Below are 21,673 nucleotides of genomic sequence, written 5' to 3'. Positions count from 1 at the left end.
ATGAAGAAACAATAATCCCGTCATCATTTCGGGTTATACCCGCATCATGCGCGCAGGATGAACGACCATGCATCAGGACATTCCGAACGACATCGCCGTCAGTATCAAAGACAAGCTGCGAGGCCTGCGTTATGCCCTGCGCCGTACCCGTCACGGCCAGAATGAGGCTGCGGAACCGGCAATCCTGCCGGATATTGTCCTCAACCGTGCTGCACATGTTGCGGCAACCGTGATGGATAAAGCATTCAGCACCGCTGAAAATATCTCTATTTCACTGGTTTCCGACAATCCGTCTATTCATGACACTGCGCCGGATGTGCAGGGTTTGAGCTTCTATTTCACAAGCGGACAAGAAGGGCAGCGCGCGTTTCATCGCGATATGTATTATCTGACCAAAGCCGTATTACGCCGTAATAAAGCTGAAAATGTATTGATTCAGGAAGCGGTTTTCATGTCGGTCTATAACCATATGAAACAGCGCTATAGTGCGGATATTGCCCGCCTGCATGACCCGAAAACTGATGTGATCCAGCAGACTGCCATACTGTGCACGGCGCTGTTTCAGGAAATATTGCGCCAGCAACCGGTGCGCCAGTCCAGCAGCCTGTCCGAACAAGCCCTGATTTCAGGTTTTGCGGCCATTAGTCTGGCCTGCGGTCTGGCAACGGCCAAACCGGTCGATATGGAAAATATTGATAATCTGGAAAGCGCCCTGCTGGCAGTGGAAGCACGCGGCGAGCGCATTCTTGAAAGCTTGCAGAACAAGGATGAAGCGGCTCTGCAAAAACTGTTTGCCACACTGATTTTTCATCTGCCGTAAAGGCAAAAACACCGCTGCAACATTGCGTTTTGCAGCGGTGTTTATTTTTACTTTAGCTCAGAAATCAGCTTCTTTGCCCGCGGGATGGAAGCGGGGCTCATGCTCAGTTCTGTCAGCCCCATGCGGATAAATTCTGCAATCAGATCCGGCCTTGCTGCCGCCTCACCGCACATTCCCACCATAATACCGGCCTCAATGCCTGCTTTTGCAGTCATCTCAATGGCAGCCATGACCGCCGGATGTGAAACATCATTCAGCTTGGCAACGGTTGGGTTAAGCCTGTCTGCAGCCATGACATATTGGGTCAGATCATTGGTGCCGATTGAAAAGAAAGCGGCTTCCTGTGCAAGTTGCTGTGCGGCGAAAACAGCGGCAGGTGTTTCAATCATCACACCAAGGTCAAACTGACCGCAAGCCTTGCCCTCACTGAGCAGTTCTTGTCTGCATGTCTCAATCAAAGCTTTGGTTGCGCGGATTTCCGCCACATCCGAGATCATCGGCAGCATGACTTTAAGCTGACCATGCACGGCAGAACGCAGCAGGGCACGCAATTGCGGCTTGAAAATATCCGGCCGGTCAAGACACATACGGATACCGCGCCAGCCGAGAAACGGATTTTCCTCCTGCGGAAATTCAATACCGGCAATCGGCTTGTCACCACCAATATCAAGCGTGCGCACAATCACAGGATAAGGTGCAAAAGCCTTCAGCAACGCTGAATAGGTTTCTGTCTGCATATCTTCCGATGGCAGATGCATATGTTTCATGAAGAGCAGTTCGGTACGGAACAGGCCGACGCCCATCGCACCGGCAGCCTGCGCCACCTCAATCTCTTCCAGCGCACCGAGATTGGCGGCAACTTCAATTACTGTACCATCGGCCCGCTGCGGGATCATAGTACGATAGGCTTCCAAAGCCTGTTTTTCAGCCTTCGCATCTGCAATACGCTGCTTGAAGTCCGCGCAGATTGCTTCATCCGGATCCGGCGCGACACGGCCTTTACTGCCGTCAACAGCAATCTGCTTCACATCTTTCAGCTGATGCACCGCCTTACCCAGACCGAGCACCGCCGGAATACCATGAGTGCGGGCAATGATCGCCACATGGGAGGTTGCGCCGCCATGGCCACAGACAATCGCACCGATCTTTTTCAGCGGCGCGCGGGCGAAATCCCATGCACCGATATCTTCAGCGATCAGAATAGCGCCATCCGGCAAGGCTTCCAGACTGATATCCTGCTGCCCCAGAAGCGCCAGACAAATCTGACGGCCAACGGCCTGCACGTCATCGGCACGGGCGTTGAGATAAGGGTCATCAATCTCTGAGAACTGACGGGCAACGGCTGCACTGGCACCGAGCATGGCGGAGAGCGCATCCAGCCCGCCACGGATCAGTCCTGTTGCTTCATCAAGTAAAGTCTCGTCCGCAGCAATATCCTTCAATGCCGCAATAATACCGCGATCGCTCTCGGCAAGATTATCCGCTTTCAGCTCCGCATCCATACGCTGCTGAACATGCGCGACAGCATCATGAAAGCGGGCAAGTTCTGCGGATATTTCAGAGGTTTTCAACGTGCGGTTATCGGCAGAGATTTCCGGCGGGAAAAACGGATAGGCCTCACCAATTGCCACGCCTTCACTGGCCGCAATACCGGTGATGAAACCGGTCTCTTCCGGCTCTGCCAGCGAAACAGCCGGAACTATTGGGTCAACAGATGCAGGCGCGCTCGCAACAACAGGAGCATCCGCATTTTCATCCAGACCCGACAGCGGATTTTCCAGATAGCCGATCAGCGCTTCCAGTGCCTCAATCGCATCCGCACCTTCGGCACGCACGGTTACCGTGTCATTTTCCTTAACGCCGAGCAGCATCAGCTTCACGGAGCTTTTTGCGCTGACGCTTTTGTCCGCTTTAGCAATCTCAATGTCCGATTCAAAGCTCTTGGCAAGCTTTACAAAGCGGGTAGCCGGCCGTGCATGTAAACCTTCATGCACCCGTACGATTGTCGAGCGTTCCATGCTATACCTGTTTCAATAGTCTGAATTTATGCGTGAATGATAATCGTGGTGCCGGTCTGCAATTGCGCCACCAGCGCCTGTGTATCCACTTCGGAAGCGCAAATTTCTCCCGGACGTTCAGTGCTCTCGGCACCATTGAACGAAATCACCACATGGCCGATATCCAACACTTTCTGCCATGCACTGGAGCCGACAGAGGTAATCGTCGCCTCAAGCGAGCCGATGCTGATCCTTGCGCCGGTTGCAGGGGCTTCAGCAGACGGTTGGTCTTCCACCGCATGAAGCACAGAAACCTCTGCCAGTTCTGACGGAGAGCCGTCAGCAAACAGGATAACAACGCCGCCTTCAGCCAGATCCGCCACTTCAGGACCCACAGCGGTAATCCGCGTCTTCAGAGAAATTGTCATAATGGCGGAACCTTTCAATCTATTCTGCTTTGCAAGAGCGGCCAGTCATTGGCGACCAGACCGCTCTTTGTATTGTATGTGTTAGTTTAAAGAACCATCAGGCTCACAGCCCATGCAATCAGCACCGAAACCGGCCCCATGATCTGACGGCTGATGAGAACCGCAGGCACACCGATCTCGATGGTTTTCGGCTTGGCTTCACCCAATGCCAGACCAACCGGCACGAAGTCACAACCGACCTGCGTGTTATAGGCAAACAGTGCAGGCAGAGCCATTGCCGGAGCAATCGTGCCATTGGCAATTTGCGGCCCGATAATTGCCACACCAACCACCTGCGCAATCACCGCACCGGGTCCGAGAACCGGTGACAGAAACGGCAGGCCACAGATTGCGGACAGGATCAGCAAGCCGATAATATTATTGGCAAGCGGCCCCAGCGGCTGTGCGAGAATATCGCCGATACCGGTATAGAGGATGAAACCGATCAGCATGGTAACGAAAGCCATGAACGGCAATACGTTACGGATAACCTGATCGATGGTACGGCGACCGGCATTAAAGAATACGCCGACAATACCGCCCATTACACGGCCGACACTGCTGATAAAGCCGATCAGACCGCCCTCAGAAGGCTGTTCAACCGGTGCAGCAGCAGGTGCCTCAGCCTTGGTCTGTGTCGCAGCAGCAGCCGCCGGTGCGGAACCATCTGCAAGGGCAATATTTTCAGACTTCACACCCGACACATAGATATCTTCGGTAATATACTGTGCCAATGGTCCTGACTGGCCGACCGGCATCACATTAACCGTAGGAATACGCTTGCGCGGATACACCCCGCAACGTGCTGTGCCGCCGCAATCCACGATTACAACAGCCATTTCGCTTTCAATCGGCGGGCTTTTAAAGCCGTCAACCGCTTCAGCACCGGTCAGGTCTGCAATCTGACGGGCAATCGGGTGGATACCACCGCCGGTGACAGAAACAACCTTGTTGCGCTGTTCGGTCGGCTGAATGGTCAGCGGGCCGCCCCAGCCGCCGGAACCCGGATTAATTGTTACGGATTTATAGGTTTTTGCCATGTTCCCCTCCCGCCCCTCAGAGCTCAATGCCCTGACGGCGCGCCATAATGGCGGTAATACGTTCTGTCAGCATACCTTTGAGCAGGATCACCACGAGACCGACCAGCGCATACCAGATGGCCACAGTGATATGATAACCGCCCGGCACTGCGCCCTTCTTTTCCAGCTCCAGCAAAGCCACAAGAATGCCGCCCCAGACGAAATACTCGCCCGGATTGATATGCGGGAACAGACCAAGCGGCGGATGCACATAGGAAACCGCAGCATCGTAAAATGCAGGCTTGTGCTTTTCTTCGAGGAATGAACCGAAGGTGTAAGCCATCGGATTGGTCAGGAAGAAGACTGAAAGCAAAGGCAAAACCGTATAACGGGTCAGCGCGATACGTCCGGCACCGCGTGCCAGACCATGCACGCGCTTTTCGCCCACCAGTTCGGTGATCGCGTAGAAAGCGGTCATCAGCACGATCAGTGTCGGGATGATACCGGTAACAAAGCCGGTCAGAACCTCGCCGCCCTTCTGGAACACACCGATAAAGTGTTTACCCAAAGCGGTAAGCCAGCCGAGCTGTTCTTCCTGCTGCACATTTTGCAGGCGTTCACGGAACTGATCGACAGTGATATTGCCGCCGGTTGCAGCCGCTGTTCCCGTATCGGTGCTGGCTTGTGCCAATACCACGAGATCATTGCCGCTTTGCTGCACCGCCATTTTGCTGTGCAGCCCTGCGTTTAACACTGCGTCGGATACCAGCCCCCCCGCATGATGCAGGGATTGCATGGTGACGTCGGCATGTTGTGCCAACATTGCTGTAATTGACATATTACCTCCCTGATTGCCGCACCGGACATGCGGCCTCCCCTACTCTTTTTTAGTTCAGGCTTCCGCTGTCTTCAGACCGGTTAGTCCGGTCTCTCCGTCAGACGTATCAGCCAGCCTTTCGGCCTGTTCGATTGCAGAGCGCACCGCATGTGCCACAGCCGGCTGAAATTTGTCCTGTTCCAGCTGCTCCCGCAACTGGGTCAGTGTCAGCCCTTCAAAAGCATCACGACGGGTGAATTTGGCAAAGACTGTACGACCGCTCATCTCCAGCAATCTGCGCACAACCAGATCACGATCCACCACGATCAGAACAATAACGCCCTTACCGAAACGCCCGCGCACATGGCCGGCACCAACATATCCGTCTTTGTATTTATTGCTGATGCCCTTCATGACATCGGTATAGTGACGCATCTGGAACCAGACACCCAGCGACTGGAAACCCCAGAGCAATGCCAAAGCTAATAATGCCCATTGCCATATCGCCATACGATATCCTCCCGACTGCCTCTGAACCCGTCATCAGCTCATTCTCCCGAGTGAATTAGAGAACATTTGTTTTTTTCAATGTCAATATGTATAATTCATTACACGCAGGTCAAAGCGAATGGACCATGACATTTCTCCTGTCATCGCTTATGATTACTGTCAATAAAGTGCCTGCATAAAAGACCGATACAAGAAAGAGCTCATGATGGATCTGCTATTCAAAAACCAGATGGCAAATGTGCCTGATTTACGGCACAGGCTGCGTCAGCTGCGCTGGTTTCGGGCGACTTTGCGAAAACATGCCGGTCTGATTACCGAAATGACCGGTATGCGCTATGATATTGATGAAAAACGCCTGACGGAAGCCTTTCTCAACTGGATCGAGCTGGTCAATCAGAACAAGCATTATGCTGCTGTTGACCGCAAGGATTTCATTATTTTTGCCGCCGGTCTGGTTCTCAAAGAACTGATCCGCCTCAGCCCCGCCAGAGCCGTGAATGCACCGGATAAAGTTCTGACCGGCGAGATGGAAAATGTGAACGAAATCATCCGTTTCTGGCCGGAAGGTTTTCTCTATACCAATTACTGTATCTGTGCGATTGCCGCGATACAGGAACAGGAATTCGGTATAAGCCCAGATATTGACCAGAGCGCCAATGATCTGCGCACCTGGTGGACTTATAAAGAAAATGCGTCTGAAATGCCGGGTTTTGCCATCGCCTTTCTCGACAAGTTTTTGGGACAGGAACCGAACTGGGTGATGCCGGATTTTGCCTCGGCACGCGCGGCAGTGCAGCGTGCACTCGGCGCAGACAATCCTGCCGTTGCGCTTACGCAGCCATCTCATAATTAAAATGAAAAAATCCCCCGCAGGATGGAAAGGAAAGCCTTGCATCCGGCGGGGGTGGGATCAGAAAAACAGGCTATACAGAGGGAACGGTATGCAGCCTGTTTTCTGCAATTTTATTGTGCTGCCCTGCTGCACTCGCCGATGATACGCAGTACAGCATCACGCTGCTCCAGCTGAGGCATATGTCCGCAATTGCGGAACACATGCACACCAACTTCTCCCGGCAGGCCATGGGCATGAGCCACGGGAATAATGCGATCCTGCGCACCGAAGATCAGCCGTACAGGAATTACCAGCCCCTCAAGGCTTGAGCGGATTTCAAATGTCTGCGTATTGTCCGCACATAAATGCGCCGCCATACCGGCTTGTGCTGCACGTAGTTCCGTATCCTGTGCCTGCGCAACCGTTGCGTTGATGAAAGCTCTGGAGAGCATATTCTCATCGGCAAACAGTTCTTTCAGCCAGGGTACAATGCTTGCTTCACTTTTGGCTTGTACCAGACCATTGAGGAATGCACCATTGATCTGCGGGCCGAGACCGGCAGAGGAAATCAGCACCAGCGAGCGCACATCCGCAATGCCGCGCGCGGCTGTGACAGCTGCAACTGCACCACCCATCGAATGACCGACCAGAATACAGGCTTCAACTCCATGCGCTGCCAGCGTTGCTTCCACACTGGCCGCAATCGCATCAATACTCTCCGGCACGTAGCGCGGTGAGCCGCCATGGGCTGGCAGATCAAGCGCCAGAACCGGATTGCGCAAAGTACCGCCGGCCAGCAACATGCGCCAGCTATTGAGGTCTGATGCAAAACCATGGATCAGCACAATTGGCAACTGCCCGCTTTCACCTTGGCGCAACCAGACCGCATTGAGCGCAGCTTGCTCCGGAGATGTGACAACCGGACGAGGTGCAGTGGCCTGCACCGGCGAAGCAGCAGGTGCCGCAGCCGCCAAATTGGACTCTATGTCTTTCTTCTGAATCCGGCCTTTAGGACCGGAGCCCTGTACCGCACTCAGATCAAGACCTGCATCTTTTGCCAGCCTGCGCGCCAGCGGTGTTGCACGAATGCCTGCAATTTCAGTCTGTGCAACCGGCGCGGGGGTAACAACCGGCTGCACAGCGGGGGCTTCAGAGACTGAATGCGATATTTGCGGTTCAACAGCCGGTTCTGAAACCGGTTTGCTGGCAGCTTTCCGCTCCTCGCCTTCAGCATAAATCCATGCAACAGCCTGACCGACCGGCACGACTGCGCCTTCCGCAGCAGACACATCGCCGAGAATGCCGGATGCCGGTGCATCCACTTCCATAGCGGCTTTGTCTGTTTCAATCTCAAACAGCAACTGACCTTTGGTGACCGTATCGCCATCCTTGGCGTACCAGCGCGAAATCTGGCCGGTCTCCATATCCATATCAACTTTAGGCAGGATGACTTCAACCGCCATGACTAGCGCGCCCCCTTCACAAGTTCACGGGCACTTTTGAGAATATCCGGCACCTGCGGCACCGTTGCCCGTTCAAGATCAGGATTATAAGGGATTGGCGTTTCCGCACCGCCAAGACGAATGATCGGAGCATCAAGATAATCAAATGCATCGCTTTCAGCGACAAGCGCACTGATTTCAGCGCCGATACCCAATGTCTTGACCGCCTCATAAACACACATCAGTTTCGAGGTTTTCTTCACACTGGCAATAATAGTTTCGCGGTCAATCGGGCGTACAGAACGCAAATCAATCACTTCAACATTGATGCCTTCTTTGACCAGTTCAGCAGCCGCATCCAGCGCCTTATGCACCATAATTGCCGAGGCAACGATGGTCAGGTCTGTACCTTCACGCACCACTTTCGCCTTGTTAAGCGGCACGGTGTAATAGCCTTCAGGGACTTCGCCCTTCATTTTGTAAAGCAGCTTATGCTCGAAGATCATCACCGGATCAGGATCTTCAACCGCTGCCAGCAACATGCCCTTCATATCATAAGGGGTAGACGGCTGGACAACTTTCAGACCCGGCACATGGCCCAGCCACGCCTCAATGCTCTGGCTGTGCTGCGCTGCGGCACCGGTGCCGGAACCGGCAGGAAAGCGCATCACCAGAGGCACGGAAACCGCACCGCCCAGCATATAACGGATTTTTGCCGCCTGATTAACGATCTGCTCCATTGCGAGCGCCGCAAAATCAGAGAACTGGAATTCAAAAATCGGGCGCATACCGGTCAGCGCTGCACCGACGGCAACACCGGCACCGCCAAGCTCGGAGATCGGCGTATCCATCACGCGGTCTTCACCGAAACGATGCACCAGATCGCCGGTAACCTGAAAAGCACCGCCATAAACACCAATATCTTCACCCATCAGGAAAACGCGTTCATCGCGCTCCATGGCAATGGCCATCGCTTCCTGAATAGCCTGCGAATAACTCAACTCACGGATTGTCGTGTCCATTTTTCTATCAGTCCGTGTATACGTCGCGTGTCAGATTGGAGAGATCCGGTGACGGGCTGTTCTTGGCGAACTCGATAGCGTCAGCGATCTCTTTTTCGACATTGGTGCGGATTGTTTCAATTTCGGCATCATCAATGAGGCCGTAGGTTTTCAGATCAGCCTCAAAGCGGGCAATCGGATCACGATTGGTTGCCCAATCCTCGATCTCTTCCTTAGTGCGATAACGGTTGCGGTCGCTCTTGGAATGGCCGCGCAGACGATAGGTCTTATTCTCGATCAGGGTCGGGCCCTCACCGCGGCGTGCACGTTCAATCGCTTCATGAGCAGCCTCAGCCACATCAGAGAGATTATTGCCGTCCACAATTACACCCGGCATATTATAGGCGGCAGCACGGTCAGCGATATTTTCAACCGCGGTCGAGCGTTTGGTCGAAGTGGACATGCCATAGCCGTTGTTTTCACAAACAAAAACCACCGGCAGCTTCCAGACCGAGGCCATATTCAGTGCCTCGTGAAACGCGCCTTCATTATTGGCACCATCACCGAAGAAGGAAATAACGACCTTACCGTTTTTCTGTTTCTTGGCCGACAGCGCAGCACCCACAGCAATCGGAATACCGCCGCCGACGATACCATTGGCACCGAGATTGCCCTTGGAAACATCCGCAATATGCATGGAGCCGCCGCGACCCTTACAATAGCCGGTTTCCTTGCCGAAGAACTCGGCAAACATGCGACCGATATCAGCACCTTTAGCGATACAATGCCCGTGACCGCGATGGGTCGAGCCGATCATGTCATTTTCTTCCAGCGGCAGGCAGATGCCCATAGCGCTGGCTTCCTGCCCGATGGACAGATGCATAGTGCCGTGAATAAGACCGCGCGTGTAGCTTTCTTCCGCGCCTTCTTCAAAACGGCGGATCAGATACATTTTATGCAGCGCTTCTTTCAGCTTTTCCGGTGAATATTCACGGAAAGCAAAAGGCAGATTGCGCAAATCACCCTTCGCGCCATCGTCCGTCTGAGCCTTTTTGACCTGAGCCATCAAAGTTTACTCCTCAAGGCACTCATCAGAACGGGGGTCTGATGAGGCCGTATATCAAATTCAAAAATGTCAGGCGCCGTAGACCAGTCTGTCCTGACGGGCGCGCAATTCTGCGATCTTGGAACCTGCTGCCACAGCGGCATTGGCATAGGTGATCAATTCACCTTTTTTGATCGGTGCAGTAACGACACCGCCCTGCAGCAAACCACATGGAATGGCTTTGGCAGCGCGGGCTTCACCGGCCGTCATGATCCATGCGCGGTAGCAATATTCACCGATGGCATCGAGAGTTTCACCGACCACCATATCCTTCTTGGCGACAGCAGCGACTTCAGCCACCGGCTTATCCAGCGGCACCATGTCCGGCTTGCCATAGAGCACGACGCGGGCGCAGGTCAGCGGCACTTCCAGCGAGGTCAGGTGATAAGGACGATGGAAGGTGAAATACGGGCCTTTGCCCATTTTCAGGTCTTCCATACGCTCGGAAATACGCGGATGGGACATGTCAGCGACAACAAACACGCCCGGTGCCACGCCCTTGCCGATCGTATAATCAACCACGCCCACACGAGAGAGCACGCCGCCATCTTTTTCAGGGATCAGTGTTGAGGACAGCTGATCCAGCGTTGCAGCCGGACCATGCATACCGGCTTTGTCCGGTACCAGACCGGTGGCATTGGCGATAGCAGCCATTTCCACCATGGTTTTGGAACCATCAACGAATTCCACCAGCATGCGCACATTCATATTGCGGCGGATGGCTTCTTCCATATAGGCGTCCGGTACGGCATCAATATTGAGCGGATTGTTTTTACCTTTACCGGCAGCGACAATCGGGTGTCCCATAGCGGATACGAACTCGATCAGCTCCATGCAGGAAGACGGCTCGTCACCGGCACCAAGCGAATAGGTGACGCCGAGGCGATCCGCTTCGCTTTTCAGATAAGCGCCGATGGTCACATCCGCTTCAACATTCATCATGACGAGATGTTTGCCGTGCTCCATGGCACGCAGACCGATTTCCGCACCGACGGCAGGCACGCCCGTCGCATCAATCACCACATCAATCAGATCATTCTCAAGGATCAGATCGGCATTGTCGGTAACAGCAACTTTGTGCGCTTCCATAGCAGCGGTCAGGTCGGATGCCGTATTAACCTCGCGGCCATGACCGCTTTCCTGAAAAGCAATATCGACAGCTTTCAGCGCATTCGGCACTCGCAATTCGGAAATAGCACCAATCTCAATACCGGGCATATGCGCAACACGGGTCACAATATCCGTACCCATTTCACCTGATCCGATCAGGCCGATACGAATTGGCCTGCCGCTATCAGCACGGGCTTTCATATCGCGGGCAAGCCCTGTCAGCGCAACATTGGTGGTCATGAGTTCCTCCTGAGAGCGTTTTGGGTGCTTGACGCTCTGTCTGATTTTATCAGTTCTATAATCGGGTATTGAACATTTGTATTCAAGTCAATACCTCTGTTCAATTCATCTGCAGTAAAACAGTCGCAGGTGACGGTACAAAAGCGTAAAACCACGCCGCAGCAGCGTCACGAAAACCAATGCGCAGCATCAGGAAAAAATTCTGAGCTGCGTAAATTTCTGTATATTTTCCGCTAAAAACACGGCTTATTAAGAGCGAAATTCTTCAGGTCACATTTGCCCCCGATTGACTTGGATATAAATTTCGCAGATACACTTTGGTATTAACTAAAAAACAAATGTTGCATCACAACATAATAACGCTCTTACATATCCCGGGAGGCTTGGAGATATGAATGAATTCCTGAATGGCTTGAAATCCGCGATTGATACACTGGGGCCAACAGTCCTGCTGCCAATCGTGATCTTTATTATCGCCGTCATCCTTGGGGCAAAGGTCGGCAAAGCATTTCGTGCCGCCGTCACCATCGGCGTTGCCTTTATCGGTATCAATCTGGTGCTTGGCCTGATGTTCACCTCAATCGGTGAAGTGGCTCAGGCAATCGTTACCAATACCGGCATCAAGCGTGACATTGTTGATGTGGGCTGGCCGTCTGCCGCGGCCATTGCCTTCGGCTCTTCCGTCGGCCTGTGGGTTATTCCGGTCGGCATCGCGGTCAATATTGCATTGCTGCTGATGCGCTGGACACGCACACTCAATGTTGACGTGTGGAACTTCTGGCACTTCGCCTTTATCGGCTCGCTCGTTGTCGCTGCGACCGACAATCTGGCCTATGGTATTGCCATTGCCGCTCTGGTTGCCGCGCTGTCGCTGCTGTTTGCCGACTGGTCAGCGCGTGCCGTTCAGCAATTCTATGATGTGCCGGGCATTTCGGTTCCGCATATTGCATCGGCGCAAATTCTGCCGATTGCCATTGTTGTAAACTGGGTTCTCGACCGCATTCCAGGCATTAACAAAGTCAATATCAGCACAGAAACCATTGAACGCCGCTTCGGTGTTTTCGGGGAACCGGTGGTGCTCGGCCTGATTATCGGTCTGGTTCTGGGAACCATCGCTTTCTACAATGCCGGTGATTTCGGCACGGTACTGGCTAAAGTTCTCGGCACCGGCATGACACTGGCCGCTGTAATGCTGCTGCTGCCGCGCATGGTGAAAATTCTGATGGAAGGCTTGTTGCCGGTATCCGATGCCGCGCAGGAATTTGTGCGCAAGCGCACCGGCGACCGCGAATTGCTGGTGGGCCTTGATTCAGCAATCCTGATCGGCCATCCGGCTGCGATTTCTTCGTCGCTGATCCTTGTGCCGATTGCAATCCTGCTCTCGGTTATCCTGCCGGGCAACCGCGTTATCCTGTTTGCTGATCTTGCGGTTATTCCGTTCATCGTGGCGCTTACCGCCCCGCTTTTGAAAGGCAATGTGTTCCGCATGGTTATTGTCGGTACAATCACGCTGACAATCGGCTTCTATGTGGCTAATGCTCTGGCACCGCTATTCACCAGCGCCGCCGTCTCTTCGGGCTTCAAGCTGCCGGATAATGCTTTGCAGATTACTTCGGTGGTCGATGGCTTCCTGTGGATTCCATATGTTATCATTGAAGCAATTCAGTGGCTTGGCGTTGCCGGTATCGGTGTGCTGGCTGTGGTTGTGGCTGCTCTGTTTGTACTCTACCGCCGCAATACGCTGGCTTGGGAACGTGCAGCCGGTGCCGCTGATGAACCTGCAGATCAGGCCGCAGCCTGACAATTATCTCAAGCATTTACCCCGTTATCGCGGGGTAAATGCACAATATTTATAGTGAACGGAGAAACAGGATGGCTACCAGCCTCTTCAATTCCCTTACAGCTGACGCAATTCTGCTCGGCGTTGAGGCAAAAACCAATGAGGAGGTTATCCGTCTCCTGGCCAGCCGGTTGCATCAGCTCGGCTATGTCAAAGACAGCTATGCCGATGCGGTTGTGAAACGCGAACAATCCATGCCGACCGGCCTGCCGCTGGAGCGCACTGACAATGTTGCTGTGCCGCATACTGATCCTGAGCATGTGCTGAAAGCAGCAATTGCCATGGCCACGCTGAAAACACCGGTTGATTTCGCAAATATGGAAGATCCGGATGAAACAGTCGGCGTCGGCACCGTGTTCCTGCTTGCCATCAATGATAAGGACAAGCAGATTGAAACACTGCAATCCATTATGGGCGCAATTCAGTCACCGGAGATTCTCGACGGGCTGAAACTGGCACAGACAACAGACGACCTTAAAAAACTACTCGGTTAAATAATATTATAAGGAGCGACCTCATGGCTAAACAGAAAACTATTCTCTTTGCCTGCGGCACCGGCATCGCCACCTCAACAGCGGTGAATGCCACTGTAACCGAGGAAATGAAAAAGCGCGGCCTCACTTTCAACGCTCAGCAGGCCAAAGCTACGGAAGTGCCGTCTCTTGCAGACAATGTGGATTTCATCGTCTCAACCACACCGATCTCAGCATCTGTGACCAAACCGGTCATCAAAGGTCTGGCCTTTCTGACCGGCATCGGCAAAGACAAGGTTCTGGATGAAATTGAAGCCGAATTGCGCAAATAATTCACGCTCCGGAAACAAAAAAGCCGCTCAGTTTTGAGCGGCTTTTAGTTTTTTAACCGAACGGTTGCGTCATGCTGAATGACGGCTCGGTGAACCATTCAGCACCCTGCTCAGTCATATAGAAATGATCTTCCAGACGGATACCGAATTTTTCCGGCACAACAATCATCGGCTCGTTGGAAGCGCAGATACCTGCCTGTAAAACAGTCTTATTCCCGCGCACCAGATAAGGTGCTTCGTGAATGGTCATGCCAATGCCGTGACCGGTGCGGTGTGGCAGACCCGGCAATTGATAATCCGGCCCCAAACCGTGGCGCTCCAGCACTACACGCGCTGCATCATCCACGGAGCCGCAGGTTGCACCGATTTTAGCAGCCGCAAAAGCTGCAAGCTGCGCTTCTTTTTCAATATCCCAGATGTGCTGCTGCTCAGAGGTCGGCGTACCGAAAATATAGGTGCGGGTCAGGTCAGAATTATAGCCCTGCACCAGACAGCCGGTATCCACCAGCACCACGTCATTTTCGGCAAGTACATCATCCTGCGGCAAACCATGCGGGAAAGCCGTTGAGCGGCCAAACTGTACAGCGCAGAAAGTGCTGCCATTGCTGCCGATAGCCTTATGCGCTTCATTGATAAATGTGCGCACAGTACTGGCTTTGATACCCGCATGCAGAATACGGGCAGCGCGACGATGCACTTCCAGTGTCATCTGCATGGCCTGTTTCATGATCGCGATTTCTGCCGGTGACTTCACGCTGCGACAGCCATCAATAATTACCGTTGCATCCTGCAAGGTGACGGAAGGTGCAGCTTTGCCGATGTTGCTCGCCATGCCGAATGGCAGCGCCGGATCAATAGCCAGAACCTTGCAATTCTCGTCCTGCAGAATTTGCGCCACCAGCTCAGACGGGCTTTCATGCTCTTCCCAGAGGCGGATGCGTGCATCCATAATCCGCACAGCTTCCAGCGACCCCGCCTCAAAAGCCGGACAGACCAGATAGGGTTCGCCTTTCAGCGGCAGTACCATCGCCACCAGACGCTCGATCATGCCCCATCCGATACCGGTGAAATAATTGAGGCTGGTGCCTGCACCAACAATCAGCGCGTCTGCGCCACTCTCCGTCATCAGTCTGCGGGCTTTTTCAATACGCTCCAGCCGCTCAGCGACTGATATTGCCGGTGCAATATCTGTCCAAGGGCGAATTGCGCTCAGCTCTGTAGCGTAATCAGAACCACCAATCATCAGTCAGACCTTCCGTCTCTTTCAGAATTTGCAATCTCATATATCAGCTTCACATCACTGAATATAGCAAATTTCTTTTCTTTAATTGCAAACAAAGACGTAAATTATTGACAACATATTTGTAGACAATATTAGTGAATTTTTCTAAGCTGAGCCGACTCCACAACAATAAACGGGGGAACATGAATGGATTTTGATTTCACGCGTATGGATCCGCAGGATCGCTACCGGCTGCTGACAAATTTTGTCGGCCCGCGCCCGATTGCTCTGGTCACAACCCGCGCGGAAAACGGGCAGGACAATGCCGCCCCGATGAGCTTTTTCAACGTCTTTTCCCATGATCCTGCGATTGTCATTCTCGGTATTCAGACAAGGCAGGACGGGCGGGAAAAGGATACTGTTCTCAATATCCGCAGAACACAGGAATTTACCGTGAATATGGTGGATATGGCGCTTTCCGATGCCATGCTGGTTTGCGGCCTCGGCTTTGAGCCGGATGTTGACGAAGTGGCAATGGCCGGCCTGTCATCGCAGGAAGGTGCGCAGGTTTGCTCCCGCTGGCTGCCTCAATCGCCGTGCTCCATGGAATGTCGGGTAGAACGGCTGATTGATTATGAGCGCCGCGTCATCGTGCTTGGCGAGGTTGTGCATATGCATGTGCGCCGCGACTGTCTGGATGATGCTGGCCGTTACGTCAATCCGGACACTTATCAGCCAATCGCCCGTCTGCATGCCGATAATTACATCGCTTCCGATAACCAGTTCGTTCTGAAATCGCCGGGATTAGCTGCGTTTCAGGATCGTCTGACCAATAAAGGCTAAGCCCTTGCGCATACTCCTTATCAATCCGAACTCCACCCAGTCCATGACCGATCAGGCAGAACGCAGCGCCCGCCGCGCAGCTTTGCCGACCACTGTCATTGAAGCGATCAATCCGGCAGACACCCCGCGCAGTATTGAAGGTCATGCCGACGAAGCGATGGCCGTACCTTCCATGCTCCAGCTCATCCGCGAAGGTGAAGCGAAAGGCTTTAATGCCTATGTCGTTGCCTGTTTTGATGACCCCGGACTGGACGCCGCGCGTGAAGTTGCAGGAGGGCCGGTTTTCGGCATTTGTCAGGCCGCTGTGCAGGTTGCCATGACCATTTCCAAACGCTTCTCCGTCGTCACCACCCTGCCCCGCTCCGTGCCGATTATTGAGGATCTGGTGCAGGAATATGGCGCAACCCATCATTGCCGCCGCGTGCGCTCCATTGATATGCCGGTGCTGGCTCTGGAAGACGATGCCTGCCACACGGAAGAAATGCTGGTGCAGGAAATCGAGCGCGCCAAACGCGAAGACCATGCAGAAGCGATTGTACTCGGCTGTGCCGGTATGTCTGAACTGTGCGAGCGGCTGGAGCAGCGCTGCGGTCTGCCGGTGATTGACGGTGTAACCGCCGCTATCAAACTTGCTGAAGCTTATGTCAGCGCCGGATACCGCACTTCCAAAGCCGGCGCCTATGACTATCCGCGCGTGAAATAACCACGCGCACCACCGCTATTAAAAAGCCTCCGGCCAGCAATGTCCGGAGGCTTTTTTATGTCTACAGCATAAAATGTTAGAGCGAGTTTTGTGCGCCAAGAGGGCGCACGGCGCTCTAAAAAACAAAAGACGACAGAGTGACCTCTGCCGCCTTTTGCCGGATGGTGCCGGATATCCAAAGACATCCGGCACGGAGGGTTCTTCTAAATTTAAACCTTAAATCTCGCCGATGCGATGACAGGCAACGCGGCTGCCGTCATCATAGGCTTTCATTTCCGGTTTTGTTGCCGAGCAGCGGCTGTCGGCAAAGGCACAACGCGGATGGAAAGTACAACCCGAAGGTGGTTTCAGCGGACTTGGCACTTCACCGCCGCCAATCACACGGTCACGATGCGGTTCGGCAATATTCGGGATCGTTTCCAGAAGCAGGCGTGTATAAGGATGTTTCGGATCGGAAAACAGCGTTTCCGTGTCCGCTTCCTCAACAATCCGCCCCAGATACATCACCGCAATACGATCCGACATATGGCGGACAACGCTCATATCATGGCTGATGAACAGGAAGGTCAGACCAAGCTCATCCTGAAGCTTGCGCATCAGGTTGAGAATTTGCGCCTGCACAGAAACGTCCAAAGCCGAAGTCGGCTCGTCGCAGACCAGAAATTCCGGCTCACCGGCAAGTGCACGGGCAATCGAAATACGCTGGCGCTGACCGCCGGAAAATTCATGCGGGAATTTCTTGCCGTCCGATGGTGCAAGACCAACGATTTTCAGCAATTCTTCCACACGGTCATTGATCTCGGCCTCGGTCTTGCGCAGCTTCAGTTCACGCAGCGGTTCAGCAATGATGCTGTGCACCCGCCAGCGCGGATTGAGGCTGGCATAAGGATCCTGAAAGATCATATGTGCCGACAGCGGCGCACCGTTTTTGGACGGAGCAAAACGGATTTCACCATTGCTCGGGCGGTAAAGACCGGTCACCAGACGCGCCACAGTGGACTTGCCGCAACCGGATTCGCCAACAAGGCTCAAACACCCGCCCTGCGGCACGCTGAAACTGATATCATTGACCGCATGCAGCATCTGGCGCGGTTTGCGCTCGATCACACGATTGAGCCATGGAGCGGAAACATCGAAGCAAATGCTTAAATCTTTGACTTCAAGCGCGGCAGGTGACTGTTTCATAGCAATATCATTCATCAGGCAGCTCCCGCATTGAGCCAGCAGGCACTGACACCTGATCCGCCGGCAACCGGCATCAGATCAGGCCGTTCCTTATGGCAACGGTCAAAGGCTTTCACGCAGCGCGGATTGAAGGCACAACCGCTCGGAATAGCATCGAGTCGCGGCATGGAGCCGTCAATCTGGTTGAGCCGTTCCACGCGCTTTCCGAGCGCCGGAATGGAGCTCATCAAACCACGCGTATACATATGGCTCGGGTTTTTCAGCACGGTTTCAACGGGGCCGTTTTCCACCAAACGTCCGGCATACATCACGGCCACACGGTCAGCAGTTTCCGCAATCACGCCCATATCATGGGTGACCAGCATCACCGCTGTGCCATGTTCTTTGCAGAGACGACGCAAAAGCGAAGTGATCTGCGCCTGAATAGACACGTCGAGCGCGGTTGTCGGCTCATCCGCGATAATCAGCTTCGGTTCTGCGGCCAGTGCGAGTGCAATCACTACGCGCTGACGCATACCGCCGGAAAACTGGTGCGGATAATGATTGATGCGGTCTTCCGGTGCCGGAATACCCACTTCTTTCAACAGCGAAATCGCCCGTTCCAGCGCCTGTGTGCGATTTAAGGCTAAATGCTGGGTAATGGTTTCCACCAGCTGTGATCCGATGGTGAAAAGCGGATTAAGCGATGTCAGCGGGTCCTGAAAAATCGCACCGATTTCACGGCCGCGGATTTTCTGCATTTCCTTGTCACTGAGATTATCAATCCGGCGGCCATTGAGCAAAACTTCACCACCGGCAATGTGCCCCGGTGATTCAAGCAAGCCCTGCACGGCCAGACCGGTCATGGATTTACCCGCACCGGATTCACCAACCACGCCGAGAATTTCTCCCGGCATGATCGACAGGCTGACATCGGACAAGGCAGTCAGTGTGCCGCGTCTGCCCGGAAAATCCACCCGCAGATTTTTGACCTCAAGGGTCGGTTTATTGGATGAGGTATCTGCCATATTATGCTTCCTCTCCATGTTTGCCTGCCAGCGGATAGCTCGGCGGGAAAATCTCTGATACCGGCGGATTATTGTAGGAACGCTCAGGATATTTGGCGATCAGGCCGTCATATTGCGCCTGCGCCTGTGCGCGTGCTGCCTGCATATCAATGCCTGCAACTTCACCGTGACGCATCGACAAACGACCATCGACAAACACGGCTTTGGTGACTTTACCGGAACCGCCGGTAACCAGCGTGGTGATCGGGTCGATGCTTGGCGCCATGAATGTATCATCAAGACCGAACACAGCGATATCAGCTTTAGCGCCTGCCTGCAGGCGGCCAAGATCGTCGCGCCCCAGCGCTTTGGCACCGCCCAATGTCGCTGCATCAAACAGATCAGCACAGCGGATGCTCTCCGGCGTACCGTCATTGATACGGCAGGTAATCAGCCCGATCAGCAGGTTCATCAGCATATCGGGCGGTGTGGTGTCGGTGCCCATAGCTATATTGATGCCGCGCTTTTTCACACTGGAGAACGACTTCAGCGTGCTGCCGCCACGGGCTGAAACCAGCGGACAATGAATGATCGACACATTATTCTGCGCGTAAAGTGTCAGGTCTTCATCTGTAGCATTGGTGGCATGAGGAGCAATAATCCGGTCATTGAGCACACCAAGGCTGTTGAGCCAGACCGGTGCAGTGGTGCCGTGAAGACTGCGCACTGTTTCCACTTCCATCTGACCTTGCGCCATATGCAAACGGATTTTGCAATCCAGCTCACGCGCCACATCCTGTGTACGCTTCAGCAAATCAGCGGTGCAGGTTTCGACACGATCCGGCGCCAGCATACCACGCACCAGATCACCATGACGGCCATTCTGACGGGCAATATAATCAGCTGCATCCTTGAGACCGGCAAAGCCGCGCTCTTCGTTAAAGACCGGTACAATTTTACCCGGTTTTTCCAGCATCATGCCGCCGGAGCGGTAAGCAGGGCTTAAGTAAACGCGCAGGCCGAGATCACCGGCTGCATCCGCTGCCGCGTCAAATTCCGCAACGGTTTCGCCCCATTCACGGTAAAACAGCGAGGCAATCGGTGCTGCTGTGGTGATACCGTTTTGCAGGAGCTGACCGAAAGCAAAACGCTTCTGGAATGCCAGTTCTTCTTGGCTGTACATTTCATAAGGGCCGCTCTCGATATAGGACTTCGGCCAGACACGGCCTTTCGCCCAGCCCGGATGGTGGTCAATACCGAGAATGGTCGTGTCGAGATCAGACAGTGCATCGAGATCGATCAGACCCGGACTGATGAGCGCGTTGCCGAGATCAATACGGCGGGCAACCTCACCGGTAAAATCGTGACCGACAAACAGCACCGTGCCGTCTTCGATCACCACTTCACCATTTTTATACAGGCGATGCTGGCCATCAATATGCCCCAGCACCCATTGTGCTGTGAGCAGTGTGCGCCCCTCAGGACGCACACCCAGTTTCAGACTTTCAAGTGCAGTGAATTGTGTCTTGTCAGTCATGGCATTTCCACCACTGCTTTACCGTTACGTGCAGTAACGCGGCCGCCTTTAATCACCAGCGGGCGTGGTGCCACATCAACAACGGCATGAGCCAATGTCTGGCCGGTGAGCAATGTCATGTCAGCCTTGCAACCAACATCCAGACCATAGCCTTCCAGCTGCATCACATCGGCACCGCCCTGCGAACAGATATGCAGCACATGTTCCAGATCAACGTCACGACGCAGGCCGTTTTTCATGCCGATCACTTTGGCACGGTCGATCATATCCGGCTGTCCCCACGGGCCCCATGTGTCACGGATACCGTCACAACCGGCACCCATGCGGATACCCGCTTCTTTGAGGCGCAGTACAGACGGAACCGGAACAGAAGGTGCGCCGGTGGTGAGGATGGCGACATCCAGCTCTGCCAGCTGCTCAAGCAGGCTCGACACACGCAGATAATCATTGGCACCCAGTGTGAAAGCATGGCTGATCGCGACTTTACCCTGCATGCCATTGGCGCGGATACGCTCAAAGATCAGCTCCATAGTGAAAGCACCGAGCTCACCCAGTTCATGCAGGTGAATATCAATCGGCTTGCCATGTTTTACAGCCAGCGCAAACAGTGCATCCAGCTGTCCTTTCGGATCACGGTCGATACCGCAAGGATCAATACCGCCCAGCACTTCACAACCCTGTTTCAGCGCTTCATCCAGCAATTCCAGTGTACCCGGCATCACCATCAGGCCGGATTGCGGGAAAGCCACGATTTCGATGTCGATCAGGTCTTTGAGTTTCTCGCGGGTTTCAAACACGCCTTCGAGAATTTTCAGACCATGGGTCGTATCAATATCCACATGGCTGCGGATATGGCTGGAGCCGTGAGCAATCAGGCCAATGGCATGGCGCATCGACTGAATATGCGGATCGAGACCGATTTCAAGACGCTTTTCACGTTCAAAATCAATACGCTCACGTAAAGAAGCCTGTTTGCCGTTCACATGCCAGTCGAGACCCCAATTGGTTTTATCCAGATGGGTATGAGCATCAATCAGACCAGGGATAACAATATGTCCCTGACCGTCTTCAACAGCCACACCTTCCGCACTGAGATTGGTTCCGTACTCAGCGATACGACCATTACGGATCAGAATATCGGTGACAGCACCTGCCTGCGGGCGCACATTGCGCAACAAAAGATCAGACATAA

The 21,673-nt window shown here is 53.8% G+C and carries 21 protein-coding genes; 7 read left to right on the top strand and 14 right to left on the bottom strand.

Annotated elements, in window-relative coordinates; all coding sequences use genetic code 11:
• Positions 1-67 precede the first annotated feature (67 nt).
• A complete protein-coding gene (locus tag LDL70_RS01790; protein ID WP_225686389.1) occupies positions 68-820 on the top strand; it encodes a hypothetical protein in 753 nt (250 codons plus the stop codon).
• Between the two features lie 47 nt (positions 821-867).
• Here the strand turns inward: LDL70_RS01790 and ptsP are convergent, their stop codons facing one another.
• The 5 genes from ptsP to LDL70_RS01765 all read right to left on the bottom strand — a co-directional run bounded on the left by ptsP (position 868) and on the right by LDL70_RS01765 (position 5,630).
• Complete coding sequence (ptsP, locus tag LDL70_RS01785) at positions 868-2,838, bottom strand: phosphoenolpyruvate--protein phosphotransferase (RefSeq protein ID WP_225686387.1); 1,971 nt, start codon at positions 2,836-2,838, stop codon at positions 868-870.
• Between the two features lie 26 nt (positions 2,839-2,864).
• Positions 2,865-3,245, bottom strand: a complete 381-nt coding sequence (locus LDL70_RS01780) for a PTS glucitol/sorbitol transporter subunit IIA (RefSeq protein WP_225686385.1) — start codon at positions 3,243-3,245, stop codon at positions 2,865-2,867.
• An 86-nt stretch (positions 3,246-3,331) separates the two neighbouring features.
• Positions 3,332-4,324: a PTS glucitol/sorbitol transporter subunit IIB gene (locus LDL70_RS01775; RefSeq protein ID WP_022710179.1), complete on the bottom strand. Its 993-nt coding sequence runs from the start codon at positions 4,322-4,324 to the stop codon at positions 3,332-3,334.
• Between the two features lie 16 nt (positions 4,325-4,340).
• A complete protein-coding gene (locus LDL70_RS01770; protein ID WP_122092352.1) occupies positions 4,341-5,141 on the bottom strand; it encodes a PTS glucitol/sorbitol transporter subunit IIC in 801 nt (266 codons plus the stop codon).
• A 54-nt stretch (positions 5,142-5,195) separates the two neighbouring features.
• Positions 5,196-5,630, bottom strand: coding sequence for a transcriptional regulator GutM (locus LDL70_RS01765; protein ID WP_213596466.1), 435 nt, complete (start codon positions 5,628-5,630; stop codon positions 5,196-5,198).
• 205 nt (positions 5,631-5,835) lie between these two features.
• Here LDL70_RS01765 and LDL70_RS01760 point away from each other — a divergent pair, with 205 nt between their 5' ends.
• Positions 5,836-6,483: a hypothetical protein gene (locus tag LDL70_RS01760; protein WP_225688312.1), complete on the top strand. Its 648-nt coding sequence runs from the start codon at positions 5,836-5,838 to the stop codon at positions 6,481-6,483.
• A 110-nt stretch (positions 6,484-6,593) separates the two neighbouring features.
• On the opposite strand, the gene LDL70_RS01755 is transcribed toward LDL70_RS01760, so the two are convergent.
• The 4 genes from LDL70_RS01755 to LDL70_RS01740 form a co-directional block, all read right to left on the bottom strand.
• Positions 6,594-7,925 carry an acetoin dehydrogenase dihydrolipoyllysine-residue acetyltransferase subunit gene (locus LDL70_RS01755; RefSeq protein WP_225686383.1) on the bottom strand — a complete coding sequence of 444 codons (1,332 nt, stop codon included), beginning with the start codon at positions 7,923-7,925 and terminating at the stop codon, positions 6,594-6,596.
• A 2-nt stretch (positions 7,926-7,927) separates the two neighbouring features.
• Positions 7,928-8,926 carry an alpha-ketoacid dehydrogenase subunit beta gene (locus tag LDL70_RS01750; RefSeq protein ID WP_225686381.1) on the bottom strand — a complete coding sequence of 333 codons (999 nt, stop codon included), beginning with the start codon at positions 8,924-8,926 and terminating at the stop codon, positions 7,928-7,930.
• A gap of 7 nt (positions 8,927-8,933) precedes the next feature.
• The gene (locus tag LDL70_RS01745; protein ID WP_116086585.1) at positions 8,934-9,971 is read right to left on the bottom strand and encodes a thiamine pyrophosphate-dependent dehydrogenase E1 component subunit alpha; all 1,038 of its coding nucleotides are present in this window, start codon (positions 9,969-9,971) and stop codon (positions 8,934-8,936) included.
• A gap of 69 nt (positions 9,972-10,040) precedes the next feature.
• The gene (locus tag LDL70_RS01740; RefSeq protein ID WP_225686379.1) at positions 10,041-11,360 is read right to left on the bottom strand and encodes an NAD(P)H-dependent oxidoreductase; all 1,320 of its coding nucleotides are present in this window, start codon (positions 11,358-11,360) and stop codon (positions 10,041-10,043) included.
• A gap of 391 nt (positions 11,361-11,751) precedes the next feature.
• On the opposite strand from LDL70_RS01740, the gene LDL70_RS01735 reads away from it, so the two are divergent.
• The 3 genes from LDL70_RS01735 to LDL70_RS01725 all read left to right on the top strand — a co-directional run bounded on the left by LDL70_RS01735 (position 11,752) and on the right by LDL70_RS01725 (position 14,005).
• Positions 11,752-13,161: a PTS galactitol transporter subunit IIC gene (locus tag LDL70_RS01735; protein WP_022710187.1), complete on the top strand. Its 1,410-nt coding sequence runs from the start codon at positions 11,752-11,754 to the stop codon at positions 13,159-13,161.
• 71 nt (positions 13,162-13,232) lie between these two features.
• Positions 13,233-13,694 (top strand): PTS sugar transporter subunit IIA, encoded by a 462-nt coding sequence (locus tag LDL70_RS01730; protein WP_022710188.1) that lies wholly within the window; start codon positions 13,233-13,235, stop codon positions 13,692-13,694.
• 23 nt (positions 13,695-13,717) lie between these two features.
• Positions 13,718-14,005, top strand: coding sequence for a PTS sugar transporter subunit IIB (locus tag LDL70_RS01725; RefSeq protein ID WP_022710189.1), 288 nt, complete (start codon positions 13,718-13,720; stop codon positions 14,003-14,005).
• Positions 14,006-14,057: 52 nt separating this feature from the next.
• Here LDL70_RS01725 and LDL70_RS01720 read toward each other — a convergent pair whose 3' ends face one another.
• Positions 14,058-15,248 (bottom strand): Xaa-Pro peptidase family protein, encoded by a 1,191-nt coding sequence (locus LDL70_RS01720; RefSeq protein WP_225686377.1) that lies wholly within the window; start codon positions 15,246-15,248, stop codon positions 14,058-14,060.
• Positions 15,249-15,434: 186 nt separating this feature from the next.
• Between LDL70_RS01720 and LDL70_RS01715 the strand changes: the two genes are divergently transcribed.
• Positions 15,435-16,070 (top strand): flavin reductase family protein, encoded by a 636-nt coding sequence (locus LDL70_RS01715; RefSeq protein ID WP_022710191.1) that lies wholly within the window; start codon positions 15,435-15,437, stop codon positions 16,068-16,070.
• A gap of 4 nt (positions 16,071-16,074) precedes the next feature.
• Positions 16,075-16,773 (top strand): aspartate/glutamate racemase family protein, encoded by a 699-nt coding sequence (locus tag LDL70_RS01710; RefSeq protein ID WP_225686375.1) that lies wholly within the window; start codon positions 16,075-16,077, stop codon positions 16,771-16,773.
• Positions 16,774-16,989: 216 nt separating this feature from the next.
• On the opposite strand, the gene LDL70_RS01705 is transcribed toward LDL70_RS01710, so the two are convergent.
• Genes LDL70_RS01705 through LDL70_RS01690 form a run of 4 tightly spaced genes read right to left on the bottom strand, consistent with a single transcriptional unit; the run spans position 16,990 to position 21,671 of the window.
• Entirely contained in the window at positions 16,990-17,973 is a 984-nt protein-coding gene (locus tag LDL70_RS01705) for an ABC transporter ATP-binding protein (protein ID WP_075654231.1), read from the bottom strand.
• Positions 17,973-18,965: an ABC transporter ATP-binding protein gene (locus tag LDL70_RS01700; RefSeq protein WP_022709820.1), complete on the bottom strand. Its 993-nt coding sequence runs from the start codon at positions 18,963-18,965 to the stop codon at positions 17,973-17,975. Before LDL70_RS01700 ends, LDL70_RS01705 begins: the two co-directional genes overlap by 1 nt.
• A gap of 1 nt (position 18,966) precedes the next feature.
• Entirely contained in the window at positions 18,967-20,481 is a 1,515-nt protein-coding gene (locus LDL70_RS01695; protein ID WP_225686373.1) for an amidohydrolase family protein, read from the bottom strand.
• The gene (locus tag LDL70_RS01690; protein ID WP_151158581.1) at positions 20,478-21,671 is read right to left on the bottom strand and encodes an amidohydrolase family protein; all 1,194 of its coding nucleotides are present in this window, start codon (positions 21,669-21,671) and stop codon (positions 20,478-20,480) included. Before LDL70_RS01690 ends, LDL70_RS01695 begins: the two co-directional genes overlap by 4 nt.
• Between the last annotated feature and the right edge of the window lie 2 nt (positions 21,672-21,673).

Source organism: Pseudochrobactrum sp. XF203, assembly GCF_020341615.1.
In the GTDB taxonomy this organism is placed as follows: domain Bacteria; phylum Pseudomonadota; class Alphaproteobacteria; order Rhizobiales; family Rhizobiaceae; genus Pseudochrobactrum; species Pseudochrobactrum saccharolyticum.
This window is presented reverse-complemented; position numbering and strand designations above follow the sequence as displayed.